Annotated in this window: 18 protein-coding genes; 11 read left to right on the forward strand and 7 right to left on the reverse strand. The window is 72.8% G+C overall.

The genetic code is table 11. The annotated features are described in order from the left end of the window. The first annotated feature begins 1 nt into the window (after nucleotide 1). The 10 genes from ACZ52C_RS08820 to ACZ52C_RS08865 all read left to right on the forward strand — a co-directional run bounded on the left by ACZ52C_RS08820 (nucleotide 2) and on the right by ACZ52C_RS08865 (nucleotide 11,428). Entirely contained in the window at nucleotides 2-1,195 is a 1,194-nt protein-coding gene (locus ACZ52C_RS08820; RefSeq protein WP_469074024.1) for a hypothetical protein, read from the forward strand. Between the two features lie 168 nt (nucleotides 1,196-1,363). Next, nucleotides 1,364-2,857, forward strand: coding sequence for an SCO6880 family protein (locus tag ACZ52C_RS08825; RefSeq protein WP_469074025.1), 1,494 nt, complete (start codon nucleotides 1,364-1,366; stop codon nucleotides 2,855-2,857). After that, a complete protein-coding gene (locus tag ACZ52C_RS08830; RefSeq protein ID WP_469074026.1) occupies nucleotides 2,854-4,335 on the forward strand; it encodes an ATP/GTP-binding protein in 1,482 nt (493 codons plus the stop codon). Before ACZ52C_RS08825 ends, ACZ52C_RS08830 begins: the two co-directional genes overlap by 4 nt. Before the next feature lie 262 nt (nucleotides 4,336-4,597). Beyond that, the gene (locus tag ACZ52C_RS08835) at nucleotides 4,598-6,349 is read left to right on the forward strand and encodes a type IV secretory system conjugative DNA transfer family protein (RefSeq protein WP_469074027.1); all 1,752 of its coding nucleotides are present in this window, start codon (nucleotides 4,598-4,600) and stop codon (nucleotides 6,347-6,349) included. A gap of 52 nt (nucleotides 6,350-6,401) precedes the next feature. Continuing rightward, nucleotides 6,402-6,821 (forward strand): DUF4913 domain-containing protein, encoded by a 420-nt coding sequence (locus tag ACZ52C_RS08840; RefSeq protein WP_469074028.1) that lies wholly within the window; start codon nucleotides 6,402-6,404, stop codon nucleotides 6,819-6,821. 139 nt (nucleotides 6,822-6,960) lie between these two features. Then, a complete protein-coding gene (locus ACZ52C_RS08845; RefSeq protein WP_469074029.1) occupies nucleotides 6,961-7,419 on the forward strand; it encodes a hypothetical protein in 459 nt (152 codons plus the stop codon). A 7-nt stretch (nucleotides 7,420-7,426) separates the two neighbouring features. Then, complete coding sequence (locus ACZ52C_RS08850) at nucleotides 7,427-8,704, forward strand: tetrahydrofolate dehydrogenase/cyclohydrolase catalytic domain-containing protein (RefSeq protein ID WP_469074030.1); 1,278 nt, start codon at nucleotides 7,427-7,429, stop codon at nucleotides 8,702-8,704. Between the two features lie 261 nt (nucleotides 8,705-8,965). Further along, nucleotides 8,966-10,141, forward strand: a complete 1,176-nt coding sequence (locus ACZ52C_RS08855) for an amidase family protein (RefSeq protein WP_469074031.1) — start codon at nucleotides 8,966-8,968, stop codon at nucleotides 10,139-10,141. Beyond that, nucleotides 10,138-10,707, forward strand: a complete 570-nt coding sequence (locus ACZ52C_RS08860; protein ID WP_469074032.1) for an NUDIX domain-containing protein — start codon at nucleotides 10,138-10,140, stop codon at nucleotides 10,705-10,707. The genes ACZ52C_RS08855 and ACZ52C_RS08860 overlap by 4 nt, the downstream gene beginning before the upstream one ends. A gap of 121 nt (nucleotides 10,708-10,828) precedes the next feature. Then, on the forward strand, nucleotides 10,829-11,428 hold the full coding sequence (locus ACZ52C_RS08865; protein WP_469074033.1) for a flavodoxin family protein: 600 nt from the start codon (nucleotides 10,829-10,831) through the stop codon (nucleotides 11,426-11,428). Between the two features lie 6 nt (nucleotides 11,429-11,434). Here the strand turns inward: ACZ52C_RS08865 and ACZ52C_RS08870 are convergent, their stop codons facing one another. The 4 genes from ACZ52C_RS08870 to ACZ52C_RS08885 form a co-directional block, all read right to left on the reverse strand. Continuing rightward, nucleotides 11,435-12,397, reverse strand: coding sequence for an ABC transporter permease (locus tag ACZ52C_RS08870; protein ID WP_469074034.1), 963 nt, complete (start codon nucleotides 12,395-12,397; stop codon nucleotides 11,435-11,437). Continuing rightward, nucleotides 12,384-13,331 (reverse strand): ABC transporter ATP-binding protein, encoded by a 948-nt coding sequence (locus ACZ52C_RS08875; protein ID WP_469074035.1) that lies wholly within the window; start codon nucleotides 13,329-13,331, stop codon nucleotides 12,384-12,386. The genes ACZ52C_RS08870 and ACZ52C_RS08875 overlap by 14 nt, the downstream gene beginning before the upstream one ends. Nucleotides 13,332-13,565: 234 nt before the next feature. Next, entirely contained in the window at nucleotides 13,566-14,912 is a 1,347-nt protein-coding gene (locus ACZ52C_RS08880; protein ID WP_469074036.1) for a LolA family protein, read from the reverse strand. A 247-nt stretch (nucleotides 14,913-15,159) separates the two neighbouring features. Continuing rightward, the gene (locus tag ACZ52C_RS08885) at nucleotides 15,160-16,170 is read right to left on the reverse strand and encodes a polyprenyl synthetase family protein (protein WP_045559376.1); all 1,011 of its coding nucleotides are present in this window, start codon (nucleotides 16,168-16,170) and stop codon (nucleotides 15,160-15,162) included. Between the two features lie 731 nt (nucleotides 16,171-16,901). Here ACZ52C_RS08885 and ACZ52C_RS08890 point away from each other — a divergent pair. Next, on the forward strand, nucleotides 16,902-17,654 hold the full coding sequence (locus tag ACZ52C_RS08890) for a LysM peptidoglycan-binding domain-containing protein (protein ID WP_469074037.1): 753 nt from the start codon (nucleotides 16,902-16,904) through the stop codon (nucleotides 17,652-17,654). 57 nt (nucleotides 17,655-17,711) lie between these two features. Here ACZ52C_RS08890 and ACZ52C_RS08895 read toward each other — a convergent pair whose 3' ends face one another. The 3 genes from ACZ52C_RS08895 to ACZ52C_RS08905 form a co-directional block, all read right to left on the reverse strand. Next, a complete protein-coding gene (locus ACZ52C_RS08895) occupies nucleotides 17,712-18,518 on the reverse strand; it encodes a Cof-type HAD-IIB family hydrolase (protein WP_045559374.1) in 807 nt (268 codons plus the stop codon). 288 nt (nucleotides 18,519-18,806) lie between these two features. Then, complete coding sequence (locus ACZ52C_RS08900) at nucleotides 18,807-20,009, reverse strand: NAD(P)-binding domain-containing protein (RefSeq protein WP_469074038.1); 1,203 nt, start codon at nucleotides 20,007-20,009, stop codon at nucleotides 18,807-18,809. A 65-nt stretch (nucleotides 20,010-20,074) separates the two neighbouring features. Continuing rightward, nucleotides 20,075-21,334 carry a carboxylate--amine ligase gene (locus ACZ52C_RS08905; RefSeq protein ID WP_469074039.1) on the reverse strand — a complete coding sequence of 420 codons (1,260 nt, stop codon included), beginning with the start codon at nucleotides 21,332-21,334 and terminating at the stop codon, nucleotides 20,075-20,077. Between the last annotated feature and the right edge of the window lie 19 nt (nucleotides 21,335-21,353).

Consider the following 21,353-nt stretch of genomic DNA (forward strand, 5'->3'; position numbering starts at 1 on the left):
GATGGCCTGCTCCTGGAAGCTCTACGACTGTGTCATCGAAGAGGGCGGCAAGCAGTTCACCGAGGGTGCCGTGGTCGTCTTCGCCAAGGCGATCGGCGACGGCGCGGCGGAGGTGCTCAAGGCGCTCAACGGCGTCTGGCTGAACATCGACGTGGACGACCCGGCGGGGAACGGCGGTGGGCACGGCCAGGCGGCCGCGGGCAGCGCGATCGGAAAGATCATGGCGGAGGTCGACTGGATCGTCGCCTACGTGGCGGTGGCCTCGTTGCTGCTGGCCGCGATCCGGATGGCCGTGGACCGAAAAGGCCAGTCGATGCGACAGGCGTTCATGGGGATGTGGAAGGTCATCCTCGTCGGCGCGGCCTCCGTACCCGTGGTCACCGCCCTGATGAAGGCGTCGGACGCGTACGCCAAGGACGTGTACGCCAGATCGGACCTCGGTGACAAGGCCAACGAGATGCTGGGGGTGCTGACGCTCAACCAGCCCGGTCTGGTGCTGATCTTCGGTCTGCTGGTGATGCTGTCGAGTTTCGTGCAGATCGTGCTGATGTACATCCGCATCGGTGTCCTGATCATGCTGGTCGGCACGCTGCCGCTGGCCGCCGCCTCCTCGATGACCGGGTGGGGCGAGGGCTGGTGGAAGAAGCACATCGGCTGGCTCGCGGCCTGGCTGCTCTACAAGCCGGCGGCGGCCCTGATCATCTACTCGGCGACCTCGATGACCGAGGACACCAAGAACCTGGACCAGGTCATCGCGGGCATGGGCATGCTGATCCTGGCGGTCTTCGCCCTGCCCGCCCTGCTCAAGCTGATCGTCCCGGCCACGGCCGCCCTCGGCGGCACGTCGGGCGGCACGGTCGCCATGGGCGTCGCCAACAACATGGCCTCCGGCGCGGTCAGCATCGCCGGCAGTGCCGTCGGCGCGGCCGGTCAGTCGGGCGGCGGCGGGGGCGGCGGTTCCACGGGCCCCCAGGGTTCGCCCTCCTCGGGCGCGGGCTCCTCGGCGGGCGCCGGCGCGGGCGGTGCCGGTGGCGCCGGCGCGGCGGCCGGTACCGCCGCCGCGGGAGCGGCCACGGCGGGCGCGGCCGTCGCGGTCCAGGCCGCCGCGGTGGTCGTCCAGACCGGTATGCAGGCGGCCTCCGAGATCGCGGGCTCCCTGGACGACAACGACGGCATGAAGGGCCACAACCAGTAGTGGTACCCCCGCGCCCCATGGAAAGCAGGGGCCGCAGGCCCCCTGCCTTTTCAGGGGCGCGGGGAACTGCGCGAGCAACCACGCACCACCCGCAGCAGCCGTCCGACCCCAGCGCCCCGAGTTCGTAGGCACTCGACCCCAGCGACCTCAGCCGGAAGAAGGAACCCCATGTCCACCGACGCCCTCACGCGTCCCACCTACGGAAACTGGCGCCGCCCCCGCCGCCCCGGTCTCGGCCCCCTCGGCCTCCTCGGCACCGTCGTCGCCTTCGGCGGACTCCTGGTCGCCCTGCTCGCCTCGCTGGTCTCGCTGCTGGCCGCGATCTTCGTCCTCATCCCCCTCGGCCTCTTCCTCGCGCCGCTCGCGCTGCGCACGGTGGACGGCCGCAACATCTACCAGGTGGTCGCGGTGCGTATCGGTTGGCTCAGGCGCAAGGCGAACGGCTCCACGACGTATGTCTCCGGCCCTCTCTCCAAGCGCCCCGGCGGCCGCTACCAGCCGCCCGGTCTGCTGGCCCGCACCAAGATGTACGAGGGCCGGGACGCCTACAACCGCGCCTTCGGCGTGATCCACCACCCGGGCCGCAACCTGTGCACGGTGGTCCTGGCCTGCGAGCCGGACGGCGGTTCGCTGGTCGACCCCGAGCAGGTCGACATCTGGGTGGCGTCCTGGGGCGACTGGCTCTCCCGGCTCTCGCACGAGCCGGGGCTGCGCGGTGCCCAGGTCGTCGTGGAGACCGCGCCGGACACCGGGACGCGGCTGGCGGCCGAGGTGCTGCCGCGCATCGCGCCGGACGCGCCGGCGGCGGCCCGCGCCGTGATGGAGGAGGTCGTCGCGCGCTACCCGTCCGCCTCCTCCGAGATGCACACCTACATCGCCCTCACCTACGGCCCCACCGGCGGCCCCAAGCGGGACGTCGAGGACGTCATCACCGACCTGTCCATGCGCCTGCCGGGTCTGCTGTCGGGCCTGGTCGCGGCCGGCGGCGGCTCCGCCTACCCGCTCTCCGCCGACCGGCTCGCGGAGATCGTCCGGGTGGCGTACGACCCCGCCGTCGCCCCCGACGTGCTGAGCGCGCGGGCCGAGCAGACGACCACGGGCCTCGACTGGACGGACGCGGGCCCGGCGGCCGCCGTGGAGTCGGTGAAGGCGTACAAGCACGACTCGGGGGTCTCGCGGACGTGGATGCTGACGCTGGCGCCGCGCGGCACCGTCCGCTCCAGCGTGCTGCGGGGCCTGCTGGAGCCCGCGGCCGGCACCCGCCGCAAGCGGGTCTCGCTGGTCTACCGGCCGATCGACCCGGCGACCTCCGCCCGCATCGTCGAGGCCGACCGGCGTGCCGCGCACTTCATGGCGGGCTCCAAGCGGGGCCTGGTGCAGGCGCGGGCCAGTTCCGAGATGCAGGCGGCCGAGCAGACGGCGGCCGAGGAGGCGGCGGGCGCCGGGCTCGTGGAGTTCTCGCTGATGGTGACGGTCACCGTGGACAGCGAGGAGCAGCTGCCGGACGCGGCGATCACCGTACGCAACCTCCAGGCGTCCTCCCGCATCCTGATGCGGCCCGCCGACCGTATGCAGGCCTCCGCGTTCACCTGCACGCTCCCCGTCGGCCTGCTGCCGTGGGAGCACACCCTCGTTCCGTACCAGATCCGGGAGGCGCTGTGAGCAAGCGCGCTGCAACATCACGTCCGCAGACCGCACCCCCGCGGGGGTGGTTCGGCCCCGGCGGCGGGCAGGTCGGGCATGTCGACCCGCCCGCGCTGTGGCGGGCCACGACGGTCCAGGCATGCGGTCTGTGGCCCTTCGCGGCGGGCTCCGGCGCCCCCATGACGGGCGTGCCGCTGGGCCAGCACCTGCACACCGGCGCGACCGTCTGCGGCGACCCCATCTCCTGGTTCACCCGCGCCCGTTACATCTCCAACCCCTCCCTGTTCATGCTGGGCATGCCGGGCCTCGGCAAGTCCACGCTGGTCAACCGCATGCTGATCGGCATGGCGGCCACCGGTATCACCCCGCTGGTCCTCGGCGACCTCAAGCCCGACTACGCCGACACCGTCCGGGCGCTCGGCGGTCAGGTGATCTCCATCGGGCGCGGGGTCGGCGGCATCAACGTGCTCGACCCGGGCGCTATGGGCGAGGCGGCGCTGCGGATCGGCGGCGAGCGGGGCCGGATCCTGGCGGCGGAGGCGCACGGCCGGGTGCTGAACATGGTCGCGGCGCTCATCACCATCGTCCGGGGCCGCCCGATGGACGACCACGAGCAGTCGGTGCTGTCGGCGTGCCTGCACCACCTGACGGAACGCGCGAAGCCGGGGCGGGCGCCGCTCCTGCCCGACCTGCTGAAGGTGCTCGACGAGGGTCCTGACCGGGTGCGCGCGGTGACCCTCGACCGGGGCGACGTGGCGCGCTACCAGGAGGCGGTGGACCCGCTGCACCGCTCCCTGCTCGGTGTGCTGGACGGCCCGCTCGGCGACACCTTCGCCTCCGAGACCTCCACCCGTATCGACCCGGCCTCGCCCGCGGTCTGCGTCGACATCTCCCGGATCGGCGAGGCGGACACGCAGCTCACGGCGGCGGCGATGCTGGCGGCGTGGTCGGACGGCCTCGGGACGGTCGCGGCGGCCCACGCGCTCGCCGACGCGGGGCTCGCGCCGCAGCGCTGGTTCTTCACGGTCCTCGACGAGCTGTGGCGTCCTCTGCGGGCCGCCTCCGGCATCGTCGAGCGGATCGACGCGCTCACCCGCCTCAACCGGTCCCTCGGCCTCGGCGACGCGAAGATCACGCACACGCTGAAGGACGCGGAGGCGCTGGGCAGCGAGGCGGACCGGGCGAAGGCGCGCGGGTTCGTGGAGCGGGCCGGGATGGTGGTGTGCGCGGGCCTTCCCCGTACGGAGATGAGGGAGCTCGGCGAGATCGTCGGTCTGTCGGAGCGGGAGATCGACCTGGTGTCGTCGTGGTCGTCGCCGCCGGGCTGGGCCAGCACCGGGGGGAACGAGGAGCCGCCGGGGCGTGGGCGGTTCCTGATCAAGGTCGGGGGGCGGCCCGGGATTCCGATCAAGGTGTCGATCACGGACACGGAGCGGGAGCTGCACAACACGAACACGCGGTGGACGCCGTCGCTTGTGAAGGCCGGGCGCGGGTGAGTTCGGGCCGGGCGCCTATGAGCTCGGGGGTGCGGGTGGGTTGGCGGGTGCGGGTGCGTGGGGGTTGCTCGCGCAGTTCCCCGCGCCCCTGAAAAGCAGGGGCTGCGCCCCGTGCTTTTCTTCCCGCGGCCCCGCCGCTTTCCAGGCCCCGCAGGGCCTGGCCTTCAGTGGCGCGGGGAACTGCGCGAGAAGCCCCACCGGGCCCGCGCCCGACAACGCACCGCATCGCACGAAAGCCCAGTCAACTCACCGGGGGAAACAGATGGCGACACGCAAGCCGCAGCACACCACCAGCGACGACCTCCTGCCCTGGGTCATCCCCGGCGTCGCCCTGCTCGTCGGCACCCTCTTCCTCACCACCTGGCTCGGCGGCACCCTCGCCGCCGCGCTCACCGGTGCCGGCTGGGACCCACCCCCCTTCACCCTCACCACGATGAAGACCCTCGTCACCGACGGCCCCACGGCCGTATGGCCGACGACCTCCGCCGCCGGCCTCACCGCCGGCGTGGGCACGCTCCTCGGCGCCGCCCTCGCCCTGCTCGTCACCCCCGTCGTCCTCGTCCGCCGCCGGCTCAGGAACCCCAGCGGCCTGGCCGGCCGCCGCGAACTGTCCACCCTCCTTCCCAAGGGCGCCGCCGCCCGCGCCCGCCAGCTCCGCCCGTCCCTCCCCAGGTCCGGCAAGCTCTCCCCGGACGACACCGGCAACCTCCTCGGCAACCTGGAACCCGGCGGCCCCGAACTCCGCAGCAGCTACGAGGACGTGGAGCTGGACCTGATGGCACCGCGGGCCGGCAAGTCCACCGGTGTCGCCGTCCCCCGTGTGCTGCGCGCCCGCGGCAGCGTGCTCCTGACGTCGAACAAGGCGGATGTCTACAGCGTGACCCGGGCGGAACGCGAACGCGCGGGCACGGTCTGGACGTTCGACCCGCAGGGCATCGCGCACACCTCGCGCGGCCTGTGGTGGGACATGCTCGCCGACGCGGCCACCATCGAGGGCGCCCGCCGTCTGGCCGGCCACTTCGTCGGCGCCGTCAACGACGACGCCTCCAAGCGGGACTTCTGGATCTCGGCGGCCCAGAACACGCTCACCGCGCTGTTCCACGCCGCCAACCGGGGCGGGCGGCAGGTCGGCGAGGTGCTGTCCTGGCTCGCGGACCCGGCCGACCGTACGCCCGTCGACCTGCTCCGCGACGCGGGCATGACGGCCCTCGCCGACCAGTTGCAGGGCACCGTCCAGGGCGCCGTGGAGACCCGCGACGGCATCTACGAGACGGCCCGCCAGTGCGTGGCGTGCCTGCTCGACCCGACGATCGCGGCCTGGGTGAGCCCGGACCCGGAGCTGCCGCAGTTCCTGCCCGAACGTCATGTGCTGTCCGCCGACACGCTCTACCTCCTCTCCAAGGACGGCGGCGGCTCGGCGGCCGGTGTCATCGCCGCGTGCGCCGACTCCGTCCTGCGCGCGGGAGTGGTGGCGGCCGAGCGGATGGGCGGCCGGCTGGACCCGCCGATGACGGCGGTGCTGGACGAGGCCGCCAACGTCTGCCGGATCTCCGACCTGCCCGACCTCTACTCCCACTTCGGCTCACGCGGCATCAACGTCGTGACCCTGCTGCAGAGTTACCGCCAGGGCACCCGGGTGTGGGGCGAGGCCGGGATGGACGCGCTGTGGGGCGCCGCGACCATCAAGCTGCTCGGCGCGGGCCTCGACGACGCGGACTTCGTCGAGAAGGTCTCGCGGCTGGTCGGCGAGCACGACGTGTCCACGGTGAGCTACTCCCGCAGCAAGGACGGACGGTCCCGCTCCACCTCGTACCGCCTGGAACGCATCCTGCCCGCCGACCGCATCCGCGCCCTGCCCAAGGGCACCGCCCTCCTGCTCGCCACCGGCGTCAGGCCCGCCCTGGTCCGCCTCCGCCCCTGGTACGCCGAACCCGGCGCCGACCGTATCGCGCTGGCGGCCCAGGCCGAGGTCAAGGCCATCACGGCGAGGGCGACGGAGCGCATCACCCGATGAGGCCGCACGCGTTCCGGCGTGTTCCGGAGAAGCTCTGTGAAGGGAGCAGTCGATGACCACCACCACCGTCGAACAGCACAGTCCGGAACAGCCGCTCCCCGCCGTGGGGCCGCCGTTCATCCTCTACCTCGACGGCGCCGAGTACGCCGAGGAGATGCGGGGCCTGGCCGTCTGGGTCGCGGATCTGCTGCTCCCGGTCTACGGCCGCGAGGTCACCTCGCAGCAGCCCTGGTGCCCACGCTGGTGGGAGCACCTGGAGGCGGTGGCGCGGCTGCACGCCCTGTGGCTGGCCTGGCAGGAACTCACCGACCCGACTGCGGGCCCGACGGGTCCGGCGGTGTGGCACCGCGACCACCTCGGGCCGATCATGGCCGAACTGCGCTCCCCCGGCGGCCCGTTCGCGGGCTGCAAGGCGGGCGGCCACCGCGCGAAGCAACCGCCGGCCGTGGAGCCGTACGGGACGGAGGACTGAGCGGGGGCGGCGGACGGGCGGGGGCCCGCCCCGGGGCGAGCCCTCATACCCTGAACCGACGCGCAGCCGATCACAAGGCGGCCACCAGCGGAAACGGACCGGGAGCGGTAGGCGTCCGCGGCCGACGGGAGAGACAACCATGGACAACTCGACCCTGCAGTACTTCGAGGACGTCGTCGACTGGCGCCACCGCCGGGCGGGGCGCGCGCACACGCTCGTCCGGGCCATGCGCTCCACCGTCACCGGCCGGGTCGTCGCGGTGGTGTCGGAGCTGGCGAGCAACCCCGACGACCGGGGCATCACCGACGACTTCGGCAGCGTCGCGGACGCCGTCCTGCCCGCGCTGCGGCGGGCGTTCGGGGCGGAGCCGGTGGAGGTCTTCTGGATCGCCCACTTCGGGGCGTTCTCGTACCACGACCCGACCGGGCCGGAGTCCTTCACCCTGATCACTCTCACGGCGGGCCCCGACGGGCACACCGACGACCTCACGGGCGACCGGACGTTCACCGCGCGGGACGTGGAGGAACTCCTGGGCCACGGGCTCGAACCCGTCCCCCAGGTACTCGCCCGCATCGACCACGAAGCGACACAGGGGTGAGCCGACGATGACCGAGCAGTTGTCGGGACGGGACGTACTGCGGCAGGCCAAGGACCTGTACGCCCCCTACCGGGACGCCGTGGCCCCGACGGGACAGCGGGTGACGATCATCCGCTTCCAGCCCGCGGAGCACGATCCGCCCGAGTGGAAGGTGAAGCTGGAGGCGTCGAAGGTCTCCGCCGAGCAGAAGGTGAAGAGCTTCGAACACCTGGGCTTCGAGGCGAACCACGTGGTGATGCCGCCCGGCACGACGCGTGCGCAGTTCGCGGCGGTGCTGGAGCAGGCCAACCAGGATCCGGCGACCCGGGCGATCATCGTGCAGTTCCCGCCGCCGGCCGAACTCCAGCCGCTCGTGCAGCGCATGGATCCCGCCAAGGACATCGACGCGCTCACCAAGGGCCGTTCCCCGTACACCGCGTGCGCCACGGCCGAGGGGATCTGCCGGGTCGTGGAGCCCTTCGCCCAGGACGACCCGGTGATCGCGGTCGTCGGCAGCAAGGGGTTCGTCGGGCAGGGCGTCGTCAGCACGCTGCGCGCGCAGGGGCACCGGCTGATGGAGCTGGACGCCGGGGACGACCTGGGGCGGGTACACGACGCCGACATCGTCGTCTCCGTCACCGGCAGCGCCGGCATCCTCGGCCCCGACCACCTCCGGCCCCATCACCGGCTCGTCGTCGACTCCGGGTTCGTCCCGCAGGCGGACGGCACCGTGCGGGGTGACGTCCAGCAGGCGGCGTACGACATCCCGCAGCACCTCACGCCGGTGCCCGGGGGCATCGGCCCGGTCGAGATGGCCACTCTCATGGAGCGTGTCGTGCGCCGCGAGGTGGACCCGAACGCGCCGTCCTGGCACGTCGAGCCCCGCCCCTACCTGACGAAGGAACAACTCGCCGCCCAGCAGGCACCGGAGGGGGCACGGGCCGCGATGGCCTCGACGCGGGCCGCGTCGACGCCGCCGGGGGCCGAGGAGGGGCGGGCGCGGGAGACGGGGCGGCAGCCCGGCCCCGGCCCCGGGCCGGGGCCGGCGAGTCTGCAGGCGGCGGCCGGGCAGCGGTCGTCGACCGGCCCGGGGGTGCCGGGTGTGCCGGGGCAGCAGGGCCAGGCCACCGGCAATCCGGTCGCGGACGCGGCGAAGCGCCGTACCGGCGGGATGAGCGGAGGGGTCGGCGGGGTCACACCCGGCACCACAGGACCCACACCAGGCCCGTCCCGCCCCCACGTCCCCGCACCACCGAAGCCGCCGCTGCCGCCGACACCGGGCGGACCGGGCGGACCGGGCCGCTGAGGGCGGGCCGTGAGGACGAGCGAGAGACCCCGTCAGCCCACCGACGTCCCCGACAACCACCAAAACCCCCGAAAGACCATGGAACCGCACACCCCACCGCACCCCGACGCACCACCCCACCCAGCCGCGTCACCGCACCCCGACCCCTCACCACCCCTCGCCTCACCACCGGCACCCGACGCCCTTACGCCCACTTCCCTCACCCCCACCCCCCTCCCCGCGACGCCCCTCCCGCCCGGCGGTCTTCCCTCTCTCTCCGCCGTGCGGATCGCCGCCGGGGTGCGGGCCGGTGAGGTGCGGGCCGTCGATGTCGTCGCGGCCGCGCTCGTCCGTATCGAGCGGGCCGAGCCGACGCTGTGCGCGTTCGTGGAGGTGTGGGCGGAGGAGGCCCTGCGGCGGGCCGGGGAGGTGGACGCGCGGGTCGCGGCGGGCGAGTGGTTGCCGTTGGCCGGGGTGCCGATCGGGGTGAAGGGGCGGACCGGAGTCCGTACGGCGGCGGCACGCGCGCTGGTCGCCGCCGGGTGCGTCCCCGTGGGCGCGACCTCGGTGCCCGGCCGCGGCACCCCCTGGCAGACCTGGGGGCTCGGAGCCTACGGCCGGACCGTCAACCCCTGGCGTGCGGACCGGACGCCGGGCGGCTCCTCCGCCGGGTCCGCGGCGGCGGTGGCGGCGGGCCTCGTACCGATGGCGACCGGGACGGACGGCGCCGGGTCGGTGCGGATCCCGGCGGCGTGGTGCGGGGTCGTCGGCCTGAAGACCACGAACGGACGGCTGCCGTCCGCCGACCGCACGGGCCTCGCGGCGGCCGGCGTCCTCACCCGCCATGCCTCGGACGCGGCGGCGTACTGGCGGTGCGTGGCGGGCGAGGCGGACGAGACGGGCGAGGGCTCGCGCCCTCCCCTCACCGCTGTCTGGTCGGCCGACCTCGGTTTCGCCGACACCGACGCCGAGCCCGCCTCGATCGCCCACGCCGCCGCGCTCCGCCTCGAAGACACGGGGCTCGTACGGCTCGTACGGCACCGACGCCGGGACGACCCCGTACGCCTGGAGGACCCGGCAGCGGCCTGGCTCGCCCTCCGGGGGGCGCCGGACGCCGACCCGGCGGCCGTGCGGGCCGCCCGGGAACTGCGCGCCGGGAACGACCGGCGGCTCGCCGCGCTCTTCGCCGAGGCCGACCTGATCCTGACCCCCACCACGCCCAACGCCCCGCACGGCCACGACGGGCCGGGTGAGCGCTACTCCACGGCGCTCACCTGGGCGTTCAACCTCAGTGGCCACCCGGCCATGAGTGTCCCGGCCGGCTTCGACGCCGACGGCTGCCCGGTCGGCCTCCAGCTGGTGGCCCGGCGCGGCGAGGAGGCGGCGCTCCTGCGCACCGCGTGCGCCGCCGAGGCCGTGCGGACGCACCCGGAACGAGAGAGCGCGGACCCGGCATGAGATGGACCGTCCACGGTGAACGCACGATCCACGACACCCCGTGGGTGCGGCTGCGGTCGCTGGACGTCGAGCGGCCCGACGGTACGCGCGGCGACCACCACGTCGTCCGGCTGCGGGACCTCGCGGTCACGGCGGCCGTCGACGACCGGCACCGGGTCCTGATGATGTGGCGCCACCGCTTCGTCACGGACACCTGGGCGTGGGAACTGCCCATGGGCCTGGTCGAGGACGGGGAGTCGCCCGAGGAGGCGGCGGCGCGGGAGCTGGAGGAGGAGACGGGGTGGCGACCGGGGTCGCTGCGGGAACTGGTGTACGCACAGCCGGCGGCCGGCATCACCGACACCCAGCACTTCGTCTTCCGTACGGACGACGCCCGGCGGATCGGCGCGCCGACGGAGCTCAACGAGTCCGACCGGGTGGAGTGGATCCCGCTCACCGGGATCCCCGGCATGATCGCCCGCCGGGAGATCGTCAGCAGCGCGACCCTCGTCGGGGTGATGGCCCTGCTTCTGGAGCCGTCCTCGCCCGCCTCCCGCGACAGCACCCCTGGCGCGGCCTCTCCCTGACGCGCTCCCACCGGTGACTCCCCCACTGGAACTCTCATGCGCATGCATTTATTGTTTACGCATGTAATCGCCGCACGCTCCGCAGGGCCGTGCGCGGATGCCACGCACCCAGGGGGACCCCATGACCCGCCGCTTCCTCTTCGTCCTCGGCAGCAGCCGGTCCGACGGCAACACCGAGATGCTGGCCCGTGCGGCGGCGGAGCAGTTGCCGGACGATGTCGAACAGGTGTGGATCGATCTGGTCCGGCACCCGCTGCCCGACTTCGAGGATCTGCGGCACGACAGCGACCATGTGCGGCCCGAGGGCGACAACAGGGCGCTGCTGCTGGACGCCACGCTCGCGGCCACGGACATCGTGATCGCGTCGCCGCTGTACTGGTACTCGGTGTCCGCGCACGTCAAGCGCTACCTAGACCACTGGTCGGGCTGGCTGCGCACCCCCGGTGTCGACTTCAAGAAGAACATGGCCGGCCGCACCCTCTGGGGCGTCACCGCGCTCGCCCACCACGAGGAGGAGGTCGCCGAGCCCCTCGTCGGGACCCTCAACAACACCGCCGCCTACCTGGGCATGCGCTTCGGCGGAGTGCTGCTGGGCAACGGCAGCAAGCCCGGCGACGTACTCCGGGACACCGCCGCCCTCGCCCGGGCGAAGACGTTCCTCACCGCGCGGCCGCCGTTCGCGCGTTTCCCGTACGACGACACGGAGGAGTCCGCCGCCTGAGTGGCGTCAGGCGGTGATGTCCTTCGCCGTGAACCTCGCCCACGCCGCCGAGCCGAACACCGCCGCGTACAGGGCCTGGAGGCCGAGGTTGCGCTGGAGGTCGTCCCAGTAGACCGGCTCGCGCATGAGGTCGGCGAAGGAGAGCCAGTAGTGGGAGAAGAAGTACGGGTGGAGGGCGTCGAGCTGGGGGATCTGGTCGAGGATCTGGACGGTGATCAGCAGGCCGACCGTGGTGGCCATGGCCGCGATCCCGCTGTTGGTGAGGGTGGAGACGAACAGCCCGAGGGCCGCCACCCCGATCAGTGACGCGGCCACCGCCAGCGCGATCAGCAGGGCCCGCAGCAGACCCTCGGCGAAACCGATCCGCGTCCCGGAGATCGTCGTCAGGTCCCCGAGCGGGAACAGCAGCGCCCCGACCGCCAACGCGGAAGCCGCCACGACCAGGGTCGCGACCAGGCAGAACGTCATGGTCGTCGCGTACTTGGTGAGCAGCAGCCGGGTCCGGCCGGCGGGCGAGACCAGCAGATAGCGCAGGGTGCCGGCGTTCGCCTCGCCCGCGATCGCGTCCCCGGCGATCACGCCGACGGCCATCGGCAGGAAGAAGGGGAGCGTCGCGGCCAGCGCCGTGAACACCAGGAACAGGCCGTTGTTGGTGATCTGCGCGATGAACGCGGGCCCGCCACCGCCGCCGCCCCCTCCGTCCGGTCCGCCGCCCATCGACGATCCGTCACCCGTCTCGATCCGCACCGCGATCCCCACGAGGACCGGCACCGCCGCGAGCACGCCCAGGAGCGCGAGGGTCCGCCACCGCCGGAAGGTCGTCACCAACTCGCTGCGGAACAGCCCGAAGGTCCACAGGAGGCCGGGCGTACGGACGGGGGCGCCCGGCGTGGGGGCCGGGTGCGCGGCGGACTCCGGCAGGGCTCCCTCCGGCGGGGCCTGCGCCCCGGGTGTGTCAGCCCGCGACATCGAAACCCTCCCCCGTGAGTGCCACGAACGCGTCCTCCAGGGAGGCGCGTTCGAGGGCGAAGCCGCGGACGCGGACGCCCGCGGTGACCAGTGCGGTGTTCAGGTCGGCGAGGTCGTGGTCGGGCGGCGGCGGTTCCGCCGTCACCCGGGCTCCGTCCTCGTCCACGATCACGTCGGAGATTCCCTGCTCCTTGAGCACCCGGACCGCGTCCGCCGTGTCCGGGGTGGTGACGGCCAGGCGACCGCGTGCGCCGGCGGCCAGTTCGGCCACCGGGCCCTGGGTGACGAGCCTGCCCCGGGCCATGACGGCGGCATGGGTGCACACCTGCTCGATCTCGTCGAGGAGATGGGAGGAGAGGAAGACGGTGGTGCCGTCGGACGCCAACTCCCGTACCAGGGTGCGGATCTCGCGCATCCCCTGCGGGTCGAGCCCGTTCGTCGGCTCGTCGAGGACGAGGAGCCGGCGCGGCTGGAGCAGGGCCGCCGCGAGGCCCAGCCGCTGTTTCATGCCCAGCGAGTACGCCTTCGCCTTCTTGCCGGCGGCGGCCGCGAGCCCCACCCGGTCGAGGGCGGCCGCGACCCGCGTACGCCGGGTGCGCGGGTCGGCGGTGGGGTCGGCGGAGTCGTAGCGGATCAGGTTGTCGCGGCCGGAGAGGAACCCGTAGAGCGCGGGTCCCTCGATGAGCGCGCCGACGTGCGGGAGGACGGTCCGGGCGGAGCGCGGCATGGGCCGGCCGAGGACCTCGGCCGTGCCCGAGGTCGGCTCGATCAGGCCCATCAGCATGCGGATGGTGGTGGTCTTGCCCGAGCCGTTCGGGCCGAGGAAGCCGAAGACGCTGCCGCCGGGCACCGTCAGTTCCAGGTGGTCGACGGCCACCTGTCCGCCGCGGAAGGTCTTGGTCAGCCCCTGGGTGTGGATGGCTGCGTCGCTCATGGCTCCCCTCGGGTACGGCCGGTGGGCCGGGACGGCGGGTCAGCCGTCCCGGCCCACGGCCGGACGTCGTACTTCACCGCCCCGGCGGACCGGATCGGCGTCACCGCCGTGGCCCACCGGATCGGCGTCACCGCTCCGCCGCTTCGGTCCGCCGAACCGGCGTCACCACTCCACCGCCCCGGCCGGTCAACCAGGCATCGCAGGCTCACCACCCGGTCCACCGAACCGGCGTCGCTACTTCGCCGCGTCGGCCGCCTTCACCAGGGCGTCCTTGGTGACGGCGCCCGCGTACACCGTGCCGTCGTCGGTGAAGAGGACGTTGATCAGCCGGGTCTTGAAGACCGTACCCGAGCCGAACTCGCCCTTGACCTGGTCGCCGAGGGAGTTCAGGAAGCCGTCGACCCGGGCGTCGCCGGACGACTCGCCGCCACCGGTGGGCAGGCCGGCCTCGGATCCGCCGTCGATCACGGCGATGGTGCTCCAGCCCTCGCCGATCGTCTTCAGCCCGTCGAGCCCGCCGGCGAACTCCTCCTCGGAGCCCTTGAGACCCTTGCCGTCCTTGAACTCCCCGTTCTTGCCGGGCCCCTCGAACACGGAGTCGCCGGAGCCGGACGCGTGGCCGCCCACCTTCCCGGCCTCGTCGGCCTCGTCGGCCTCGGTGACCTTCGCGCCCTTCGGCGGGGTGAAGTCGAACGTCGAAGCGCTCGGCCTGCCGAAGTCGACCTTCGTGAAGCCCGCGTCGACGACGGCCGCGCCGCCGCTCGCCGGGGTGAGCGTGAACTTCAGCGGCAGCCCCGTCTTCGCGTCGACGGCGATGGAGATCGCCCCGACCGTGGAACCGGACTGCTTGGGCTTGACGACCAGCTTGTACGCGTCCCGCCCGGCGACCTGCGCGGTCCCGTCGACGGCCACGGACGTGGTGTCGTCGACCGCCTTCAGGGCCTCCTCGGCGAGCTGCTGCGGCGTGGCGGGCACGTCCTCTGCGGTGTCCGGGACGTCCTTGCCGCCCTTGCCCCCGCTCTCGCCCTCCGGGCCGGCGCCGGTCGCGTGGTAGACCTCGTTCGAGGCGCTGTCGTACGCCCAGAGGTCGTCGCCGTTGTGGATGACGCTGTACTCGGCCGCCTCGTCCAGCAGCGACAGCTTCTGCTTGTCGGGGCCGTCGGCGGCGATCCGCAACGTGTGGGTACCGGTGGCCAGTTCGAGCAGCTTGGCCGAGGGGTCGGCGGTGGAACCGCCGTCGCCGCCGGGCGCGCCCTGTGCTCCCAGGCTGTCCGCCAGACCGCCCAGGTCGGGCAGGCCCAGGTCCGTGGTGATCTTCACCGTGCCGGACACCTGCTGGACGTCCGAGGCGGCGATCTTCTCGATGAGTTCCTGCGCGCTGATCTTCGGCAGATCGGGGTCACCGGAGCCGGCGAAGGCCGGGACGAGCCCGATGGTCGCGGCGGCCACGCCCAGCACGGTGACCGGGACGACGTACCGCGCGGCCTTGCGTCGCCGTGCCGAGCGCGCCTCGTCGGCCTCGGCGGCGAGCGCGGCCGCGTCGCCGGACCGGGCGCTGTCGTCGGTTTCGTACGGTGCCATGTGTGCCTTACCTCCGTCGTCGGCGGCGGCGTCTGGTCGGAGCCGCCATTCTCACCCGAATCGGTGAGGAGTGGTGATACCCATCTGACCAAATCGGCCGGAGGCAGTCGTCAGACTCCGGACTCAACTCCATGTACTGCTACGGGATGACATGGCGGACCGTCAGGGATGACATGACGAGGCGGCGCCTCCCCACGACCCGTAGGGGACGCCGCCGACGACCGGTCCCTGGTGACTTCTCCGCTGGCTATCCGGCGCGGTGCACCACGGCGTCGCACAGCTCCACCAGCGCCGCCTTCGCGTCGCACTCCGGGAGGGGGGCCAGCACCGCGCGGGCCTCCTCCGCGTAGCGGATGGTGTCGCGGCGGGCCTGCTCCAGGGCGGGGTGGACGCGGAGCCGGGCCAGGGCCTCGGCGTGCCGGGCGTCGTCGGTGAGGTCGGAGTCGAGCAGCTCGCACAGGGCGATGTCGTCCGCCAGCCCCAGCCGGCCCGCGCGCTCGCGCAGCCGCAGCACCGGCATGGTCGGCACGCCCTCGCGCAGATCCGTGCCGGGGGTCTTGCCGGACTCGTGCGAGTCGGAGGCGATGTCGAGGACGTCGTCGGCGAGTTGGAAGGCGACACCGAGCCGCTCTCCGTACTGGGTCAGCACGTCGACCACGGTCTCGTCGGCGCCGGCCATCAGCGCGCCGAGCCGTCCGGCGACCGCGACCAGCGAGCCGGTCTTGCCGCCCAGCACGTCGAGGTAGTGCTCGATCGGGTCGCGTCCGTCGCGCGGCCCGGCGGTCTCCAGGATCTGTCCGGTGACCAGCCGCTCGAAGGCCTCGGCCTGGATGCGGACGGCGTCGGGGCCGAGGTCGGCGAGGACGTGGGAGGCGCGGGCGAAGAGGAAGTCGCCGGTGAGGACGGCGAGGGAGTTGTCCCAGCGGGCATTGGCGCTCGGCACGCCCCGGCGCACCTCGGCCTCGTCCATCACGTCGTCGTGGTACAGCGTGGCCAGGTGGGTCAGCTCGACCACGACCGCCGAGGGCACGACACCCGGCGCGTACGGGTCGCCGAACTGTGCCGCGAGCATCACCAGCAGCGGGCGGAACCGCTTGCCGCCGGCCCGCAGCAGATGCTGGGCGGCCTCCTGGATGAAGGGGACCCCGCTCTTGGTCGCCTCCAGCAGACCCTCCTCGACGGCCGCCATTCCGGCCTGGACATCGGCTTCGAGAGCCTGGTCCCGCGCGCTCAGCCCAAACGGCTCGACGACGGTCACGAGGGTTCTCCTGTCTGCTGACGTCTACTGACGGTCACACGGTCACACGGTCGGTCTGGTTCGCTCTCACGGTCGATGACACAGTTTGTCGATCTGTCGCTGCCATCACCCGAGTCAGCGTATCCGGTCACCTTTCGATCACCACGAGCGCCCACGGGTCGACGCGCGTACGGCACCCGCGCGAGGCCCCTCGCAGGCCCCCGGGCACCCCCGGGGACGAGCGCACACACCCGGCCCGAGTTGACCGATTTGCCGTATACCAGAACTTCACCCGACTCCTCCCGTGAGTTGAGTCACCCGGGCCGGGCGCCGCAAACCTCCGCCACCGCGCCGACTTTCCCTTTGCGGTAGGCAAGTTGACCCCGGAACGCGCATCGGAAATTGCTACCGAATCACACCAAAGTCAAGGTCAACTAGACCTACCGGCCAAACCGGGACTTGTTCCGATCGTGTGCTCTCGCATACGTTCACACCCCGTCCGGACGGACCGCCGAATCCTGCCGCCGCCCGGACTCCCCACCCATCACCACTCATCCACGCACGGCAGGAGCGGGGGACCCAGGTAAGCGCCGGTCCGGCATTTCCCCCATCGGACCGGCTAGGGGTGAAGCCACGCGCAGCACGACCGGTGGACGCGGCACGCACAGCGACCGCCGGGAGGACGCGCGCGGCCGGGCATCTCCAGCCCGAACCCGACAGCTCACCTCGCAGGCGACGGAGAGGAATCCGCCATGCCCGCACGAGGCAAACACCGCCGTCCCAGAAGCAACGCGTTCACCCGTGGCATGCTCGCCGCCGGAACGGGCGGGGCCGCCCTGGCCCTCCCGCTGACGGTCGCCACGACCGCGAGCGCCGCCACCCCGGCCCAGGCCGTCGGCTCCGTCCAGTCCGCCGCGCAGTCCGCGCCGGCCGCGACGCTGCCCAAGTCCACGAACTACACCGTGGTCTCCGGCGACACACTCTCCTCCATCGCCCGCAAGCACGGCACCAAGGGCGGCTGGCAGCGGCTCTACAAGGACAACCGCGCCGCCGTCGGCGACAACCCGGCCCTGATCCGTCCGGGCCTGAAGCTGAAGGTGACCGGGACGAAGGCGCCCGCCGCGAAGAAGGCGTCGACGAAGCCCAAGGCCTCCACGGCCACGCAGGCGTCGGTCAAGACGTACCCGGACAACCTCGACGGCTGGATCCGCGAGTCGCTGGACATCATGGCGCAAAACGGAATTCCCGGGACGTACAACGGGATCCACCGCAACATCATGCGCGAGTCGTCGGGCAACCCGCTGGCGATCAACAACTGGGACTCCAACGCCGCCGCGGGCACCCCGTCGAAGGGCCTCCTCCAGGTCATCGACCCGACGTTCGCCGCGTACCACGTCTCCGGCACCCCGTACGACCCGTACGACCCGGTCGCCAACATCACGGCGGCCTGCAACTACGCCGCCGACCGGTACGGCTCGATCGACAACGTCTTCGGCGCGTACTGAGCCCCACCGGCTCCGCACTCGTTCCCCTGGGCCGGCGGGCCCAGGGGAACGCTTGTCTCAGCGGAAGAGCCGGTCCAGCACCACGGCGATCCCGTCGTCCTCGTTGGAGAGGGTCACCTCGTCGGCGACGGCCTTGAGTTCCGGGTGGGCGTTGGCCATGGCCACGCCGTGCGCGGCCCAGTCGAACATCGGGATGTCGTTGGGCATGTCACCGAAGGCGATGGTCTCGTCCGGCGTCAGACCGAGGTGGTCGGCGGCCAGCGCGAGCCCCGTCGCCTTGGTGATGCCGCATGGCTGGAGTTCGACCGTGCCGGGCCCCGACATGGTGACCGTCGCCAGCGAACCGACCGCCATCCGCGCCGCCGAGGCCAGCTCGTCGTCCGACAGATAGGGATGGCGCAGCAGCACCTTGCTGATCGGCTCGCACCACAGGTCGTCCCGGCGCGGCACCCGCACCGCGGGCAGCGTGGGGTGCGGCATGAGGTAGCCGGGCTCGATCAGGGTGAGGCCGTCGACGCCGTCCTGGTCGACGGCCGCGTACACCTGTCCGACCTCCGCCTCGATCTTGCCGAGCGCCGTCTCGGCGAGTTCCCTGTCCAGGGTGACCGACCAGAGCAGCCGGTCCGCGCCGGGGTCGTACAACTGCGCGCCCTGCCCGCACACCGCGAGCCCCCTGCTGCCGAGGTCGTCGAAGAGGGGGCGCACTCTCGGCGCCGGCCGTCCCGTCACCACGAGGTGCTGGGCACCGGCCTCCGTGGCCCGCGCCAGCGCGGCGAGGGACCGGTCGGAGAGCGTGTCGTCACTGCGCAGGAGCGTTCCGTCCAGGTCAGTGGCGATGAGTGAATATGCGGTGGGAGCGGCCATGATCAGAGAATACGGATGCCACGCCCCATCGGTTCGCCCCGAACCGGACGACGTCCGGCATCCCGACGCTCCAGGACGCCCTGACGCGCCCCGGCGTCAACCTCCCTTGCCCGAACGGAAGTTCCTGGAGACGGGGTGGGGCGCCGCGCCCCTTGAGACGGCCGCAGGCGTCGAAAAGGGGCGCGGGGCTGTATCGACATGCGGCTCCGCCGCGTGGGCGCGAGAAGCCCCACCGGGCCCGCACCCCGCGACGCACCGCACCCCCCGAGCTGAACCCGGCCACCTCACTCACCCATGCGCCGCAGCCAGATGCCGAGCCAGCCGGGGCGAAGCGAACTCCGTCCCGCACACGAACCGCATCACCGGCCCGTACGACGCCGCCGCCGGCAACCCCGTGAAGTACAGCCCCGGGATCGACGACCGGAACCCGGCCCCCAGCACCGGCGTCCCCCGGCTCACCCCCAGCTCCGTACGGAGTTCATGGCCGAGGAACCCCATCGCCCCGAGGTCCACCCGGTACCCCGTCGCCGCGATGACATGATCGGCGCCCAGCTCCGCCGTACGGCCGTCGTGCTCGCGCACCACGAGGAGCGGACGCCCGTCGACGGCGCCGGCCCGCACGACCCGCTCCACCTCCCGCACCTCCACCCGTCCCTCGAACCGCTCCCGCAGCCACCACGCGCCCAGCGGCCCGAGCACCCGGCGGACCAGGTGGTGCCGGGTGGTGGCCGGCAGATACCGGTAGGGGTGCGGGTAGTAGCTGAGCGCCCACAGCGACCAGGCCCGCCCGAACGGCGACTCGGGGCGCAACCTCGGCTGCCGCCACGGGGGCGCGCCGAAGGCCACGGCCCCCCGCCCGCGCGCGGCGACCCGCACCCGCGCGCCGGCCTCGGCCGCCAGCACCGCCGTCTCCAGGGCGGACTGCCCCGCGCCCACGACGATCAGGTCCTTGTCCTTGAACCGGCCCAGGTCGGCGTGTTGGGAGCTGTGCGAGACGGGCCCCATCGGGGTCGGGCCGTCCGCCGCCGCGCCCGCCAGCTCGGGCGGCAGGTGCGCCAGCCCGAACAGGCCGCTCGCCACCACGACGGCCCGCGCCGTGAACGACTCCCCCGAGTCCAGCTTCAGCTCGAAGCCGCCGCTCTTGCTCCGGTCCACCGAGACCACGCGCACCCGTTCCAGGTCGGGCACGAGCTGCTGCTGGAACCACTCGCCGTAGGAGATGAAGGTCTCGACGGGGATGATGTCCTCGTCCGTCACGAGGCGCCGGACGCCCGCCGCGTCGCAGTAGTCGGCGAGGGTGTGGCCCTGCTGGGGCGCGTCGATGCTCGACGCCGCCGGTGTGGACTTCAGCAGCATCCCGGCGGGCATGTTGTCCCGCCAGCTCACCATGGGTTCGCCGAAGACACGGACCGGAATGCCCTGCGCCCGCAGATGCGCGGCGGTGGACAGACCGTACGGCCCGGCACCGATGACTGCTACCGGTTGAATCACGAAGTCCCTCCCCAGGACGCTGCATGTCTACTTCGTGTGGTCCCGTGCGCCGACGGCCCCGCGGGCTAGGGGCGCACGGGGGTGTTGCCGAGGCGGTTGGCCCGCCACATCTGGTACAGATGCTTCGCACCCGGCCGTACGAAGCGCGCGAGCATCGTGAGGAACGGCAGCGGGTCGTCACCCGCGAGCCACGCCAGCTCCGTCCCGCTCGCGCGCGGCGGCGCGTGCGGTGTGGTGTAGCCGCTGCGCCGGTAGGCGAGCAGCGCCGGCAGATCGATGTTCTCCACGATGTACCGCCGCCCGGCGAGCTGTTCCCCCTCCGGCACCGGGCGTCCGGTCAGATCGAGGTGCATGGCGCGTACGACGTCGATCCCGGCCTCGTTCTCGAACAGCCGGAACTGCGCGCCCATCCGCGGGTTGAAGTCCAGCAGTTTGTACCGGCCGTCCCGCCGGTCGAACCGCAGATCGAGGTCGATGACCCCCGTGAACCCGATCTGCTTGATGAACCGGCCCGCGATGTCGGCGAGTTCGGGGTTGTCGACGACGTACGCGTTCGCCGTCATCCCCGCGTGCGGCGGCCACGACCGCACCTTCACCCCGGTGAACATCGCGAGCGGGGTGGAGTCGGTGTCGAAGTAGGCGTGCACGATCCAGTCCTCGGCGTCCTCCCGGGGCAGGTACTCCTGGAGGATCACCCCGGGCCGCTCGCCCCAGCCGCGGGCCAGCCGCAGCAGGCACTCCCGGTCGGCGATGCGGGTCGTCCCGTTCACCGCGGGCTGCCTGCGCCGCTCGAACGCCTCCCGGTTCTTGGCCACCACCGGGAAGCGGGCCCGTGCCGCGAACCGTTCCACGTCCTCGTACGACTGCGGGAACGAGCTGACGGGGCTCGCGATGCCGTGCTCCACGCAGAGTTCGTGCAACCCCTGTTTGCTGGCGAGGCGGCGCGGGAGCTTCGCGTCGACGCGGGGGAAGAGGAAGCGGGTCGCGAGTTCCTCCTGGTGCTCGGCGACGAGCACCGCGGCTTCCTCGTCGGTGGGGATGAGGACGGCGGGCCGTCCTATCCGCCGGCCGATGCGCAGCAGCCCGTCCACCAGCCACTCGGGCTCCTCCGTCCCGGTGGTCGGCCACACGAACGCGCGCCGCAGATAGCGCGAGGCTGCGGCCGGTGTGAACCGGTCCTCCGTGATCGCGTACATCGGCACGCCGAGCCGGCCCAGGCTGCGGATGGCTCCGACGCCGCCGTGGTGCAGCGGATAGTCGCCGAGCTTCACGACGAGCCCCGGAACGCCTCGGTCCGCCTGTACCGGCGCACCCCAAGTACCCATGGCCACGGGTCCCCCCACG

Source organism: Streptomyces sp. NPDC034049, from assembly GCF_055575575.1.